Source organism: Sulfitobacter sp. PR48 (assembly GCF_028807335.1).
Taxonomy (GTDB): Bacteria; Pseudomonadota; Alphaproteobacteria; order Rhodobacterales; family Rhodobacteraceae; genus Sulfitobacter.
Window position 1 is genome coordinate 146,602 of the sequence record NZ_JARAMM010000006.1, and the last position, 13,179, is coordinate 159,780.

The 13,179-nt window shown below is 63.0% G+C and carries 13 protein-coding genes; 2 read left to right on the forward strand and 11 right to left on the reverse strand.

Going from position 1 to position 13,179, the window contains the following annotated elements; all coding sequences use genetic code 11:
* Nucleotides 1–21 precede the first annotated feature (21 nt).
* The gene (gene hpaE / locus PVW51_RS09995; protein WP_274574871.1) at nucleotides 22–1,530 is read right to left on the reverse strand and encodes a 5-carboxymethyl-2-hydroxymuconate semialdehyde dehydrogenase; all 1,509 of its coding nucleotides are present in this window, start codon (nucleotides 1,528–1,530) and stop codon (nucleotides 22–24) included.
* Nucleotides 1,531–1,573: 43 nt separating this feature from the next.
* Nucleotides 1,574–1,963: a 5-carboxymethyl-2-hydroxymuconate Delta-isomerase gene (locus PVW51_RS10000; RefSeq protein ID WP_274574872.1), complete on the reverse strand. Its 390-nt coding sequence runs from the start codon at nucleotides 1,961–1,963 to the stop codon at nucleotides 1,574–1,576.
* A 169-nt stretch (nucleotides 1,964–2,132) separates the two neighbouring features.
* On the opposite strand from PVW51_RS10000, the gene PVW51_RS10005 reads away from it, so the two are divergent.
* Nucleotides 2,133–2,786 carry a hypothetical protein gene (locus tag PVW51_RS10005; RefSeq protein ID WP_274574873.1) on the forward strand — a complete coding sequence of 218 codons (654 nt, stop codon included), beginning with the start codon at nucleotides 2,133–2,135 and terminating at the stop codon, nucleotides 2,784–2,786.
* A 15-nt stretch (nucleotides 2,787–2,801) separates the two neighbouring features.
* Here PVW51_RS10005 and PVW51_RS10010 read toward each other — a convergent pair whose 3' ends face one another.
* Together PVW51_RS10010 and PVW51_RS10015 are read right to left on the reverse strand one after the other, a co-directional pair.
* A complete protein-coding gene (locus PVW51_RS10010) occupies nucleotides 2,802–3,233 on the reverse strand; it encodes a hypothetical protein (RefSeq protein ID WP_274574874.1) in 432 nt (143 codons plus the stop codon).
* Nucleotides 3,234–3,246: 13 nt separating this feature from the next.
* Nucleotides 3,247–3,756 carry a hypothetical protein gene (locus PVW51_RS10015; protein WP_274574875.1) on the reverse strand — a complete coding sequence of 170 codons (510 nt, stop codon included), beginning with the start codon at nucleotides 3,754–3,756 and terminating at the stop codon, nucleotides 3,247–3,249.
* Between the two features lie 211 nt (nucleotides 3,757–3,967).
* Here PVW51_RS10015 and PVW51_RS10020 point away from each other — a divergent pair, with 211 nt between their 5' ends.
* The gene (locus PVW51_RS10020; protein WP_274574876.1) at nucleotides 3,968–4,309 is read left to right on the forward strand and encodes a hypothetical protein; all 342 of its coding nucleotides are present in this window, start codon (nucleotides 3,968–3,970) and stop codon (nucleotides 4,307–4,309) included.
* Nucleotides 4,310–4,453: 144 nt separating this feature from the next.
* Here PVW51_RS10020 and PVW51_RS10025 read toward each other — a convergent pair whose 3' ends face one another.
* From PVW51_RS10025 to PVW51_RS10055, 7 genes are all read right to left on the reverse strand, one after another.
* Nucleotides 4,454–5,488 (reverse strand): TRAP transporter substrate-binding protein, encoded by a 1,035-nt coding sequence (locus PVW51_RS10025; RefSeq protein ID WP_274574877.1) that lies wholly within the window; start codon nucleotides 5,486–5,488, stop codon nucleotides 4,454–4,456.
* A 27-nt stretch (nucleotides 5,489–5,515) separates the two neighbouring features.
* Nucleotides 5,516–6,823 (reverse strand): TRAP transporter large permease, encoded by a 1,308-nt coding sequence (locus tag PVW51_RS10030; protein WP_274574878.1) that lies wholly within the window; start codon nucleotides 6,821–6,823, stop codon nucleotides 5,516–5,518.
* A complete protein-coding gene (locus tag PVW51_RS10035) occupies nucleotides 6,820–7,395 on the reverse strand; it encodes a TRAP transporter small permease subunit (protein ID WP_274574879.1) in 576 nt (191 codons plus the stop codon). Before PVW51_RS10035 ends, PVW51_RS10030 begins: the two co-directional genes overlap by 4 nt.
* A 124-nt stretch (nucleotides 7,396–7,519) precedes the next feature.
* A complete protein-coding gene (locus tag PVW51_RS10040; RefSeq protein WP_274574880.1) occupies nucleotides 7,520–9,166 on the reverse strand; it encodes a hydantoinase B/oxoprolinase family protein in 1,647 nt (548 codons plus the stop codon).
* The gene (locus tag PVW51_RS10045; RefSeq protein WP_274574881.1) at nucleotides 9,163–11,217 is read right to left on the reverse strand and encodes a hydantoinase/oxoprolinase family protein; all 2,055 of its coding nucleotides are present in this window, start codon (nucleotides 11,215–11,217) and stop codon (nucleotides 9,163–9,165) included. The genes PVW51_RS10040 and PVW51_RS10045 overlap by 4 nt, the downstream gene beginning before the upstream one ends.
* Before the next feature lie 54 nt (nucleotides 11,218–11,271).
* The gene (locus PVW51_RS10050) at nucleotides 11,272–12,207 is read right to left on the reverse strand and encodes a LysR family transcriptional regulator (RefSeq protein WP_274574883.1); all 936 of its coding nucleotides are present in this window, start codon (nucleotides 12,205–12,207) and stop codon (nucleotides 11,272–11,274) included.
* Between the two features lie 138 nt (nucleotides 12,208–12,345).
* A complete protein-coding gene (locus PVW51_RS10055) occupies nucleotides 12,346–13,152 on the reverse strand; it encodes a hypothetical protein (protein WP_274574884.1) in 807 nt (268 codons plus the stop codon).
* Between the last annotated feature and the right edge of the window lie 27 nt (nucleotides 13,153–13,179).

Sequence of the window (13,179 nt, forward strand, 5' to 3'; positions counted from 1 at the left end):
GCGCAATTGTCCAAAGCGGCGTCAGATACCCAGGCGGGCGATCTTGTGCTGGCCGGTGGCAAAACCGATGTGTTTCTGTTCCATATAGAACTCGAATGACCAGTCGCCGCCGTCACGACCGATGCCGCTGGCCTTGACCCCGCCGAAAGGGGTCGGCAGGTGACGGACGTTTTCGGAATTGACCCAGATCATGCCTGCTTCCAGCTTGTCGGTAAAGCGCAGCGCGCGGGTCAGGTCGTTGGTCCAGACATAGCCGGTGAGCCCGTAGGGGATGTCATTCGCAATCTGCAAGGCTTCCTCTTCGGTCGAAAAGGGGATCGAGGTGAGCACCGGGCCAAAGATTTCCTCCTGTGCGATGCGCATCTGGTTGTTCGCACCGATGAACAGGGTCGGGCGCACGAAATAGCCTTCGTCACCCAGTTTGACGCCACCGGCAGCGACGGTTGCACCGTCCTCAACGGCGATGTCGAAATAGCGGGTGACCTTGTTGTAATGTTCCTCGGTGACCAGCGGACCGATCTCGGTTGCCGGATCCAGCGGATGGCCGACCTTGATGTTGTTCACGCGCGCGACCAGCCTGGCTTCGAATTCTTCGCGGATGCTGTCCTGGATCAACAGGCGCGAGGAAGAGGTGCAGCGTTCGCCGTTGATCGAGTAGATCATGAAAATCACCGCATCCAGCGCACGTTCCAGATCGGCGTCGTCAAAGACGATGACGGGGTTCTTGCCGCCGAGTTCCAGATGGTTGCGTTTCAGCGTGTCGGCGCCCTGTTTGGTGATCAGGCTGCCGGTGCGGCTTTCCCCGACAAAGGCGATGGCCTTGATTTTCTGATGTTCGCACAGCGCCTTGCCCGCGCCCTCGCCAAAGCCGTTGACGGTGTTCAACACGCCCGGCGGCAGGCCTGCTTCCTCTGCAATCTCGACCAGCAGTCGCGCGGTCAATGGCGAGGCTTCGGCAGGTTTGTGCACCACGGTGCAGCCGGCGGCCAGCGCGGGGGCGATCTTCCATGTGGACAGCATGAAGGGCGTGTTCCAGGGCGTGATCACGCCCACAGGGCCGATGGGCAGGCGGGTGGTAATGTTCATCAACGTCGGTGATTTCAGGTGCTGGCCATCACGGGCCTGCACCACCTGATCGGCAAAATAGCGGAAATTCTCGGCACCGCGCAGCGCCGCCTTGGACATGAAGCGATAGGCCTGACCGGTGTCCCAGCATTCGCAGAGTGCGATTTCCTCGGCCCGTGCCTCGATGCCTTCGGCCACCCGGATCAGGATTTTCCTGCGCTCAAGCGCTGGCAGGTCGCGCCAACCCGGGAAAGCGTCATGTGCGGCACTTGCCGCCGCGTCGATGTCTTCCGCGGTGCCATGTGCCACGTCGCAAATCACGCTTTTGTCGACCGGAGAGGTTGTTTGAAAAACACCGCCGCTGCCCGCAACATCCTGCCCGGCAATGCGGTTCAGGATGCCGGTGTCGCGAAAGCGGGCCAGGAAGCCGTCGAGCATTTTCAGATTGTTGTCTAGAACGGTCATGGAAGTCCTCGTGTATCTGGGCGGCCGGACGTCAAAGACATCCTCAGGAATGGCCGGTAAGGCGGGCGTGAATTGGCGTGTCTTTCCAGCTGAGATCCGGGTCGATGATCCTGATTTCGAGCGAAAGCGCAAAATGGGGGGAAGCCAGCGGATTTTTCAGGACCTCTTGCGCGACAGAGAACAATGCATCGCCTGCAGCCTTCAGCTGGTCCGTGCCACGCCCGGCCCCGACGCTGAGCGTCATGGCCAGAAAGTCATTTTCCCCATGTCCATCTGCGACGATGAAATGATCCGCCTTGTGGGCACGGATACGGATTCCGGCAGTCGGGAAGACGTTCGAACGCACCATGACCTTATGCAGCGCAGCGCAAAGGGCAGGAATGTCCGCGCGCGCTTCAAGAGATGGAGAATAGTCGATGGTGAGATGCGGCATGATTCCTCCCGAATTAAATATAACATGTTAAATAAATAAGTTCCTGTCAACAGATAACGCGTTAACAATCAGCACGCGATATGGGCTGTTCGATCTGGAAGTTCCGGAAAGCGATGCTGCCCGATCTGACACGCCAGACAGGAGCTTGGAGCAAGGTGACGAAGCGCCTATGATACGTGAGATGACGTCATTCTTTGCCTCTGCACTTTTGACCGGCCTGCTGGCCTGTTCCGCCGGCGCTGCCGCGCCGCGTCCGGATTGCACGGATTTCAACAACAATGACCGGCTGAGCCCTCATGATCGGCAATGGTGCCAGGCCCTTGCCTTTAAAGAGAAATATCTGGAAAGCGGTTTTGTTGAGGCTGTCCCCGGCGACAATGGCCGTGCGCAAGGCGTCAGATCACACCTTGCCACCCGCTTTTCCAGCGGCGGGTCATCCAGTGTCAGCGGCTCAGTCTCGATCGAGGAACTCACGGGTCGGTTTCGCCTGAAACTGGCCCGGACCGACAACACTCTGTACTATGGCAGAAAGATACAGATCAGCGGCACCGCCCGTTCAGGCGAGGGTGCATTGCAGGTCTACAGCCATGTTGATGTCGATCTGTGGCAGCTGGCCGCCGTCTTTGTTGACAAGCCGGTGCGCAATCAGGAACCACCCGAAGAGGGGCTGATCCTCAAAGGGTATCTGCGCACAGATGTCGCGCCGGGCGCGGAACAGAAGTTTACAGCGCAGCTGATCGCGATTGGTGGTGATTTCTATCTGCTGCTTGCCGCGCCGGATGGGGTTGCGCGCGATATTTCACTCACCATCGACGCACCGTAAGGCGCGCCCGGCAGGTCAATCGACCCAGCTGTCAAAAGTCATCCCATGTTTCCGCGTGCGATTGGCAAGGCGGACAATATCGCTCAGCATCTGCGCGTGTGACGTGTTTGGCATCGGTTCAGGTATCAGGGCCGGGTCGCTCTCATCCGGTGTCAGCGGGGCGGCCTCAAGAACGGCTTTTGCCAAGGTTTCAAGAAACGCCAGAAAATCCGCTTCTGCGCAGGGCGCGAGCCTGGTTCCGTCAAGGAAGGAGGCATGCGCCAGCAACTCCGCGCCCGCCGGATCAAGACGGCGCGCAAAACCCAAGATCGCCTCCCAATGCTCCATCGGAATGCGCACCTGCGCCGGAAAGCTCCAGGGAGAGCGGTGACCGTCGTCCGGCAAGGCTTCCAATGCTTCGGGGCCGGAAAACACCTGCCACAGGCGGCTTGGGGGTTTTGCTGTCACTTGCCGGTGCCTGTTAATCTGCGGGGCAATGCGCAGGATGGACCAGAAAAAGCGTATCATCCGGCTCGGCCGGGAGGTAAAAAGGTGTATCGTCGCCGCAATCTGTCAAGGTCATGCCGCCCGATGTCAGCTCCAGCAACAGCGATCCTTCGGTCCGGGCGTTGCGGATCGTCACGGCGCCACTGTCGCAATCGCCGCCGCAGATCACCTGGCCCTGATCATCCTGATGACACAGCCCGCCGGCCCCGCCCTTGCGCTCAGGGGTGGTGAAATCGACCGAGAAGGAATAATTGCCCTTGCCCGCCTCGTGATGCTCCATTTCGTAATAGCTGAGGTGAAAGAAGACCTCGGTGACCTTTTGCAGGGGGTGTTCGGCAAGATGATCCGCCGAATAGCTGCGCTGCCAGCAGGCGTAGGTATCCGGGCGCGGTGCAAGTATTTCTGCCAGGGTCTGGGCCGTGACGGGGGTGGAGGTCAGTGCAGCAGTGGTTGCGACAACAAGTGTCATCCTGGGGGTTTGCATGTCTCTTGGCCTCCACGATCATCGGGATCGGTATGAAACGGCTGCAGCATAGAGCTGCGGACCGACGTGAACCAGATCAGGGACACTCTATCGCCTGTTGCGGTCGCAATAAAGAACAGCGTTGCAACCAGGGTCGGATGCGCGCGCACTTCGGGCTGTTCAGACCTTGCGCGCGCTCTTAGGGTCAGCGGAACCAAAGGAGATACGCCAGATGAAGGCCGATGAAGTAAAGCAATTCCTGGAAGGCCACAGCGTATTTGCGCTGGACCCCGAAACGCGGCAGGTCGCGGCCTGCATAGACTATGAGGTTGGCGGCACCTGCATCGCCCGCTTTGTGAACGGGGAGACGGACAAGGGTGTCTATGGCTTCGAAGGCGACACCTATTGGACGCGCTACGAGACGTTCAGAGACGGCAAGCGCCATGTGTTCCGGCTGGTGGCGAAAGGGCCGGGCGTGGCCCAGGCCTATTTCGAGGATGGCACCATCGCCTTCCTGCAGTCGCACGAGGAAACACCTTTCGTGTCTGACTTCGGCGTCCCGCCTTTAACCTGATACACGCCGTATCGCCGATGTCCCGAGAGCGCGAAGCGCGAAGCGCGGCAGGGTATCGGCAATTCAAGTTTAAGGCGGGGCGTCAGGGACGATTTGTGACCGGAAGGTATCGGGGCAGCAGGCAAACTGCCGCCCCGGTTTACTTCATTCGATGGTCATGCCCAGCGTCTGGCCGATGGTCTCGTTCCAGGTCGCGACGCAATCGGCACCGCAACGGTCCGCGAACTCGGGCAGGATGGCCGCCTTGACGGCTTCCGCGCGCAGCGCATCGTCAGCCTCGGTCATCGGCACCAGCGTCATCCCGGCAGTGTCCCCTTCGGAACAGGGGCCGGAGGTATTGCAGGCCAGACCGGTCGCAGTCTCCGTCGCGGCCAGTTCGAAGATGGAAGTTTCCAGGCCGCGCAGGCTGGTGGTCAGATAATCCTGCACGCTGGCGTCAAGGCCATTCCACCAGTCGAGGTTTGCCAGCTGTGCCGCCAGCCCGAAATTGACCGGCATCGGAGAAATGAACCGCGCCGATTCATTCCACTTTGCCTTGTAGCCCGACAGCGCCCCGGTGATGGCGCAATCGACGACGCCGCTGGCCAGTGCCGGTTGCACCTCGGCAAAGGCGATGGACAGGGGCGAGCCGCCCAGGTGATTGACAAATGCCTGTTGCGAGGCACCCGATGCGCGCACCTTGCGGCCTTTCAGATCGGCAAGCGAGGTGAATTCATCGCGGCAATAAATCACCTGCGCCTGATAGGTGCCGAAGCCCAGCAGCTTGATGTTGTGCTCTGTCTCCAGGAATTCGGCATAGGATGACCGCCAGCTTTCGACAGCCGCCGCCAGTTCCTCGACACTGCCGATCACGCCAACAAGGTCGACCGATTCATTCATCGGCACTTCGCCGGAGTTGTAGGCCAGCACGGTTGTGGCCATCTGCAATGTGCCGTTGCTGACCAGGCGGAAGATCTCACCGCCCTTGAAGCCCAGCTCGGTGAAAGGTTTCACATTCGCGGTGATCTTGCCGCCGGTGTCGGCGGGCACCTGTTCCGTCCAGAACGGCAGTTCCTTGTCGGTGTACATCGACAGCCCGCCGATGGAGCCGACGACATTGAACTCGGTCTCGGGCATGTCCTGCGCAAGTGCGGGCAGTGCCATGAGGCCCGCCAGAGTGGTCGCAATCAGTGTTTTCATGATAGTCTCCCTTGGTTTGGAAGGGCGTTAACCGCCCGGTTTTGGATTGACGATGGTGGGCAGCCAGAGCGCGAACTGCGGAAACAGAAGGAGCAGGCCGATCATCGCGAGCATGGCGGCCAGGAAGGGGGCTGACCCCTTGAACAGATCGCTGAAATCGCCTGCGCCCTTGCGCACGGCCTGCACCACATAAAGGTTCATGCCGACCGGAGGGGTGATCAGCGCCGCTTCGATCAGGATAACAAAGACGACGCCCCACCAGACCGGTGAATAACCCAGCCCCACCACAACGGGAACGATGATGGGCGTGGTCGCGATCATCATGGAAAGCGTCTCCATGAAGCAGCCCAGCAGCAGGTAGAAACAGATGATGGCGAGCAGCATGCCAAGCGGCGGCCAGCCCAGGTTCAGCACCGCGTCGGTGATCGCCTGCACCAATCCGATGCTGACCATGACGAAGTTGAGAAAGAAGGCGGCGATGACGATCAGCATGATCATGCAGGTGGTGCGCACAGTGCCCTCAAAAGCGGCCAGAAGGACCGGCACGCTCAGCCTGCCGTTCAGCGCGACCAGCCCCACGGTGGCGATCAGGCCAAGTGCCGCCGCTTCCGTGGGTGTGGCGACACCGGCATAGATGCTGCCGACGACGATGGCGAACAGCGCCAGGGGTGGCACCAGTTGCGGCAGGCCGCGCAGCCGCGCAGGCCAGAGCGAACCGCCCTCCAGCCGGTGACCGCCCCAATGCGGTCGCCACAGGACCAGCGCCAGGACGATCCCGGAAAAGAGCATCGCCAGGACAAAGCCGGGGATGAACCCTGCGGCATAAAGGTCGGCGACCGAGGTATCTGTCAGCACCGCATAGATGATCATGTTGATCGACGGCGGGATCAGGATGCCCAGGGTGCCGCCCGCAGCGATAGACCCCAGGAACAGGGGCCGGTTGTAGCCGCCGGCATCCATGTTGGGGATGGCCACCGTGCCGATTGTCGCCGCTGTCGCGATGGAGGACCCGGATGTCGCGGCAAATACCGCGCTTGCCGCGATGTTGGTGTGCATCAACCGTCCCGGCAGGCGCGAGAACCAGGGTGTCAGCGCATCGAACAGGCGGCCCGACACGCCTGAGCGGTGCATGAGCTCTCCCATCATGATGAACATGGGGGCCGCGATCAGGATGAAATCGGCAGAGGAATTCCAGGCCAGCTCACCCGCCGCGCCGGTCATCGGAAAGAAGGCGTAGTTTTCCGACAGGATGTAGCCGGTCATCGCCAGCACAACGGCCACCGGCAGCGACAGCACCAGCATGACGACAAGCAAGAGAAACGCGGTGAGGATCATGGCGCGCCATCCGATGCATGCACAGCTTCTGCGATCTCTGCGTCCAGATCGGCTGACCCGACCACAGCGTCGAACCCGGCCCGGTCACCGCGGATCAGGCGCAGCACCGCCTGCACCGGCGCCAGGACCGCCATACAGGCAAACCAGAACAGGCCGATCCACCAAAGCCCCTGCGGCAGCACCAGCGGCACGCGCATCTGCGACATGGACCGCGCGCCCATTGACCAGGATTGTTCCAGCGTGCCCCAGGCGAACCACGCCAGCGCCGCCGCGACCAGCGCCAGCGCAAAGGCCGCCAGCAAATCGCAGGCCGCGCGCAGCGGGAAGGGCAGGCGAGCGGCCAGGAAATCGACCCTGATATGCGCCTTGGTCGTGACCGTGAAAGCCATGCCGAGGCCGATGCAGATCGCCAGCCCGTAGGAGGAGATCTCGAAACTGTCGACCGCGCTCTGGTTGAAGAAATACCGCATGGCCACGTCGATGGTGATGGGGACGGCGCAGCCGAACAGGATGACGGCCCCCGCCACCCATGCCAGCCATCGCGAAAGACGTTGCGGCAGCGGCTCTGTCATAGTGATTGTTCCATGCAAATCAGCCGATCACACCCTTGGAGGCAAGTCCAGTGTGTCGCGCCATCGCGCCTCTGCCGGTCCGCACAATTGGTGACAGGCGCGTTTATCGCGGGCATCTTCCGGGTCATTCGGAAACCCCCTTCGTGACATATCCGTCAGCCAGGTCGGCGGCCTGAGCCGTGCTGTCGCGCAGGGCAGGGTCGCCGTGGCCGCCGCCGCCCGGGGTCTCCATCCGCACGATATCGCCGGGACGCAGGGCATGGCCGATTGTCTTGGCGGCAAGGGGGGTGGTGATGCCGTCGCGGGTGACGCTCAGGGTTCCGCCACGCCCCGGCGCACCGCCGTCCAGCCCATAGGGCAGCGAGGTGAAAGCGTCGAAAGAGGCGTTGAGCAGCCCGCTCTCGGCCAGGAATTCCCATTCCCGCTCGATCCCCAGACCGCCGCGCATGCGACCTGCACCGCCCGAATCCGGCACCAGTCCATAGCGGGTAAACCGCATGGGAAAGAGCGCCTCGATCATCTCTACCGGTGTGTTCTGGCCATTGTGGAACCCGGCCGCCAGACCATTCGGCCCGTCACGCTCGGGATGCGCGCCCCAGCCGCCGAGTTCGCTGTCGAAATAGACCTGACGGCGCCCGTCCGCGTGGCGGATATTGACCGCGTGGTTGAATGTGGTGCCGTAGTAGGAGGCCGGGATCCGGTCGGGCAGCACCTGGGCAAAGGCCCGCAGCACGGCGGTTGCGATCTTGTGGCCGGGCAGCATCCGCATCGACACCGGTGCGGGGAAGGCCGCGTTCACAAGGCTGCCTTCTGGGGCCGTCACCGTGATCGGGCGGTAGCAACCCGCGTTCACCGTTCCGGTCACGCCGCAGGCCGCGATGACGGCGTAATAGACGGCAGAAGTTGTAGTCGCCAGGGTCGCGTTGATCGGCCCGCGGGCCTGATCCGCCGTGCCTGCAAAATCCAGCGCGATGGTGTCGCCCGCAATGGTCAGGGTGACCGCGATGCGCTTGTTGCCCTCTTCCAGCCCGTCGCCGTCGACAAAATCCTCGGCCTCGTAGGTGCCGTCGGGCAGGGCCCGCAGCGCCGCGCGCATCTCGTGTTCCGCATGGTCCAGCAGCGCGGCCCCGATCTCGGTCAGGGCCTGCACGCCATAGCGGTCCGCGAGCCGCAGCATGGCGCGCGCGCCCACATCCAGCGCCGCGATCTGGCTCAGAAAATCGCCGCGAAAGGTTTCCGGTTCGCGGACATTCTGCAGGATGGTGGCAAAGAGGTCTTCCTGCATCCTGCCATCGCGGACGATCCGCACCGGCGGCAGGCGCAGACCTTCCTGAAAGACTTCCACCGCCTGCGCGTTATAGCCACCCGCAGCACCGCCGCCGACATCAACGTGATGGATCAGCACGCAGGTGATCGCGATCCGCTCGCCGTCGCGGAACACCGGCTTGAAGGCGATGAAATCCGGCAGGTGCTGGCCACCGCAATAGGGATCGTTGGTCACGATCACATCGCCATCGCGCCAGTCATCGAGCGGGATGTGATGCGCCGCGATATGTTGCAGGCAAAGCTCCATCGAATTGAGGTGCACGGGCATCCGCGCCGCCTGTGCGACATTGCGGCCCTGGCCATCGAAGACAGCAGTGGAATAATCCAGCAGTTCGCGCACCGTGGTCGAGCGTGATGTGCGCCAGACGGTGACCGACATTTCCTCTGCCACCGACACAAGCGCGGCAGAGACGATTTCGAGCAGGACGGGATCGGGGCGGCTCATGGCTGTTTCCTTGCGGTCATGTCACCCGTTTCGGTCATTGTCAGGGACCAGTGACCGGGGATCAAAAGGGTGGTGTATTCCTGTTCGATGATGGCGGGGCCGTCGATGACCTCACCCGGTGCCAGCGACAATTGGCGGTGCACCGGAACCTTGGCCCAGGCGCCGTTCACATGGACGGGGCGGGTGCCGGTCGCGCGATCTTCCGACGGGCTGTGGCGCGCCGCGGTCCGGCCTTCGTCGCCCAGCCTGCCGATGGCAACCAGCCGCATCGTCACAAGCTCGACCGCCTCGTCCGGATCATCAAAGGAGAAGCGCTGGCGATGCTGTTCCTCGAACCTTTCGCGCAGGGTCGCAAGTGTCTGTTCCGTGCAGGGGCCATCGGGCATGTCCGTCATCAGCTCAAAAGCCTGCCCGCGATACCGCAGGTCGGCAGTGAGCCGCAGCACCCGCCGTTCAGGCGCGATTGCATCCGCGTCAAGCAATGCCGTGCCGCGTGCGCACAGGTCCTCCGCCATCGCCGCGAGCGCCGCCAGGCTTGCGGGCGCAAGCGGCAGAATCTCGGTGCGGGACAGGTCGTGCTGAATGTCAGAGGACAGAATGCCATGCGCCGAAAAGGTCGATGGATCGCGGGGGAAAATCACCTGTGTGATTCCCAGTTCCTCGGCCACCTCGATGGCGTGGACACCGCCCGCGCCGCCAAAGCTCATCAATGCGAAATCGCGCGGGTCAAGCCCCTTGGCAAACAGGGAGAACTTGATGGAGGCGGCCAGTTTGGCATTGACCACACTGAGGATACCGGATGCCGCATGATCGGTATCAAGGTTCAGCGGCACTTCCATCCGGTCGCGCAGGGCAGCGCGCGCGCCGTCGAGGTCCAGCGCAAAGCGGCCTCCGAGGAAGGTCGAAGGGTCGAGCCGCCCCAGGATCAGGTTGATGTCGGTGACGGTCGGCTCCTGCCCGCCACGCCCGTAACAGACCGGCCCCGGCACGGCGCCCGCGCTGCGCGGCCCGACCTGCAGACGGCCCGAGGCATCGACAAAGGCGATGGACCCGCCGCCCGCGCCGATCGTATGCATCTCGACCATCGGAACACGGACGGGCAGGCCGTCAATCTCTCCCTGGGTCACAACCGTGCGCTGACCGCCGGATATGACCGCAACATCATAGCTCGTGCCGCCCATGTCGACACCCACGACATCCGGCGTGTTCAGCGACCGCGCCAGTTTCTGCGCCGCCAGCACGCCGCCCGAAGGGCCGGAAAGCAGCAATTTGACCGGGGCCTGCACGGCGGCATCCAGGCTGATGGCACCGCCGTTCGACTGGATCAGATAGACCGGCGCGGTCACGCCCGCGTCTGACAGGCGTTTGCGCACGGCGGTGACATAGCGGTGGATCACCGGAACCAGTTGCGCGTTAAGGACCGTGGTCGCGGTGCGTTCGAACTCGCGTATCTCGGGAGAGACTTCGTGGCTGCAGGAAACCGCCATCCCGGGGCAACGCGCCAGCAATGCCTTGCGGATCGCGATTTCTTGTGCGGGGTTGGCAAAGGCGTTCAGCAGGCAGATCGCCGTGGCCTCTACACCGCTGTCGGCAACGCGGCTGATCACCCTGTCGAGTGCGGCGGCGTCGAGTGGCCGCACCACCTCTCCGGCAGCGCCGATCCGGCCGGGGGCCCCGAACCTGCGCCTGCGGGGGATCAGCACGCTGCGGTCGGCTCCACGCAGGGCATAGATGTCGCGCCGCGCGTGGCGCCCGATTTCCAGCACATCCTCAAAACCTTCGGTGGTGATCAGCGCGCCATCGGGCAGATCGCGGGTCAGCACCGCATTGGTAGCAATCGTGGTGCCGTGCAGGATCAGGCCGATGTCCGACAGGGCAAAGCCGAACCGTTCCGCGGCCAGCAGCAAGGCATCGGCCAGACCGCGGGCCGGATCATCGGGCGTGGTCGGGGACTTCAGGCTGTGGGACTGGCCCGTGGTGTCGTCCCGCAATTCCAGGTCGGTGAAGGTTCCGCCGATATCGACGGCAACGGTGATGCGGTTCTGCGACATGTTCGGTCTGGCTCTCGGCGGTTATTGCCGGATCAGCGTCGCAGGCATTTGCAATCAAATCAAATCGAATGATTTTGGCACTTGTGATAGATTATTTTGATCGGCGTGGCGCCGGGCCGTCGTCCGGGCCAGCCGCGCTGCGGTCATGACCACATGGCTTTTGGGATCCCCGAGGTAGGACGCGGTGAATTGAAGCGGCGAGGGACACCACCCCGGATCGAAGCAGCGCAGCTGGCCGCGCGCAACCCATTCACGCCCGAGGATCTCGGGCAGGGCCGCCACGCCCAGACCCGCTTCGACAAGCCGGAAACAGGCCGACAGGGAAGAAGAGGAGAATATCTGCGTGCCCGGCCCGACCCTTTCGTAGAGCTCCCGCCGCATCTCGCGGTAGGGCCGGGTGTTGCGGGCATAGGTGATCACCGGGTTTTGCGCGATCAGCCCCGCCTGATCCTGCGGTGTCCATTCCGCCTGCGCGGACACATACCAGGCAAGGTCGAAGCCCGGCAGGGCGATGTTGCTGACAGAAGCCTCCGACACCGGGCCGAGCAGGATGGCGATGTCGATCTCGCGGTCGAGCAGACGTTCGCGCAGATTGGTCGACACATCCACGTCGATTTCGATCTCGACCTTGTTGAACTGGTGGTGCAGGTCCGCGACGAAATCGGGCAGCCAGGACTGGGCGACCGTTTCGGCAACGCCAAGCCGCAGCTGCCGCTCGATCCCGTCGGGGTCCATGACATTGGCGGTCACCTGTTCTGACAGGATCTCGAATTGTTCGGCATATTGCACCAGCATGTCGCCCCGCTTGGTCAGGGTCAGACCACCTTCGCGGCGGTCGAACAGGGCCACGGCAAGCGTATCTTCAAGCGATTTCACCCGGGCGCTGACCGCTGGCTGGGTGAGGTTCAGGCTCTGCGCCGCCTTGCGCATGCCGCCAAGGCGCACGACCTCAAGGAAGGTGCGGAGCTGTTCGATGTTGAGCCGGGTCATATCGGTGTCTCTTTGCGCCTGTCCCTATGCTGCGAGTGTGACCGATCCCCGAGGCAAAGCGCAAGAAGTGCCTTGGGGTTGGTGGCATGCGCCGCCGGGCCTGATCGGACACGGCGGCCTGTCACCGCGCAGATGGGGTTAGCCGCTTTCGGACCGCAGCAAAGCCTGAAGCGCATCCTTGTGTCGCATTCCTGGCCGGATTCCGCAGTGGGTGGCGGTCTGGTTCACGGCAGAGATGATGCCGCTCTCCAGCATGGAGACGGCGTTGCCGATCTCGCAACTCATGCAGTCCAGGGTGGCGGCGGCGATCATGCGGGCGTCCAATGCGGGAAGACGGCCGATGCCGACATCGTTCTTGCCGCGCCCCGCATCCGAAAAGGCGACATAGCGGGCGTCGGCCTTGCAGGCGCGGGCAGGATCGCCACCGATCAGCCCGCCATGCGAGCCGGTGATGATGATCCGCCCCGCATCCTGCGGGGTGATCAACGAGGCCGAATCGACGCAAAGCACCTGTATCCCGCCAAGGGTTCTGTCCTGGCGGGTCTCGGGGACCTTTGCCATCAGGCGATCAGGTTGCGGTGCAGCCGCGAGGAGGTCGAGGGCATCGCCCGCCGTCATGCCGGGCGCGATGCCAAGAGCCTCTGCAATGGCGTTGGCAAAGGAGATGACCCCATGGCTTGCCGCATCGCGTGCCGATCCGATTTCCGCGCTCATGCAATCGACGGTGCAGGCCGCCATGCCCACATCGGCCAGCGCCCGGACGCCTGCGATCCCGGCTTCGTTCATGCCGCGGCCCGCGTCGTTGAGGATGACGGCGCGCAGCCCCGACAGGGAGGCAACGGCAGCCGCAAACAGCCCGCCATGCGAGCCTGACACCGCCACCGCGCCCGCCGCTTCAGGGCCTGCGTCGGTGATCGAGTCAAAGAGGCGAACATCCGTTGTCATGGCAAAAGCGATAATTTGTTTGACAGC

Bases quoted from the DNA above. Each gene is read 5' to 3' on its own strand.
- hpaE (WP_274574871.1), bottom strand. From the start codon at position 1,530: ATGACCGTTCTAGACAACAATCTGAAAATGCTCGACGGCTTCCTGGCC.
- PVW51_RS10000 (WP_274574872.1), bottom strand. From the start codon at position 1,963: ATGCCGCATCTCACCATCGACTATTCTCCATCTCTTGAAGCGCGCGCG.
- PVW51_RS10005 (WP_274574873.1), top strand. From the start codon at position 2,133: ATGATACGTGAGATGACGTCATTCTTTGCCTCTGCACTTTTGACCGGC.
- PVW51_RS10015 (WP_274574875.1), bottom strand. From the start codon at position 3,756: ATGCAAACCCCCAGGATGACACTTGTTGTCGCAACCACTGCTGCACTG.
- PVW51_RS10020 (WP_274574876.1), top strand. From the start codon at position 3,968: ATGAAGGCCGATGAAGTAAAGCAATTCCTGGAAGGCCACAGCGTATTT.
- PVW51_RS10025 (WP_274574877.1), bottom strand. From the start codon at position 5,488: ATGAAAACACTGATTGCGACCACTCTGGCGGGCCTCATGGCACTGCCC.
- PVW51_RS10030 (WP_274574878.1), bottom strand. From the start codon at position 6,823: ATGATCCTCACCGCGTTTCTCTTGCTTGTCGTCATGCTGGTGCTGTCG.
- PVW51_RS10035 (WP_274574879.1), bottom strand. From the start codon at position 7,395: ATGACAGAGCCGCTGCCGCAACGTCTTTCGCGATGGCTGGCATGGGTG.
- PVW51_RS10040 (WP_274574880.1), bottom strand. From the start codon at position 9,166: ATGAGCCGCCCCGATCCCGTCCTGCTCGAAATCGTCTCTGCCGCGCTT.
- PVW51_RS10045 (WP_274574881.1), bottom strand. From the start codon at position 11,217: ATGTCGCAGAACCGCATCACCGTTGCCGTCGATATCGGCGGAACCTTC.
- PVW51_RS10050 (WP_274574883.1), bottom strand. From the start codon at position 12,207: ATGACCCGGCTCAACATCGAACAGCTCCGCACCTTCCTTGAGGTCGTG.
- PVW51_RS10055 (WP_274574884.1), bottom strand. From the start codon at position 13,152: ATGACAACGGATGTTCGCCTCTTTGACTCGATCACCGACGCAGGCCCT.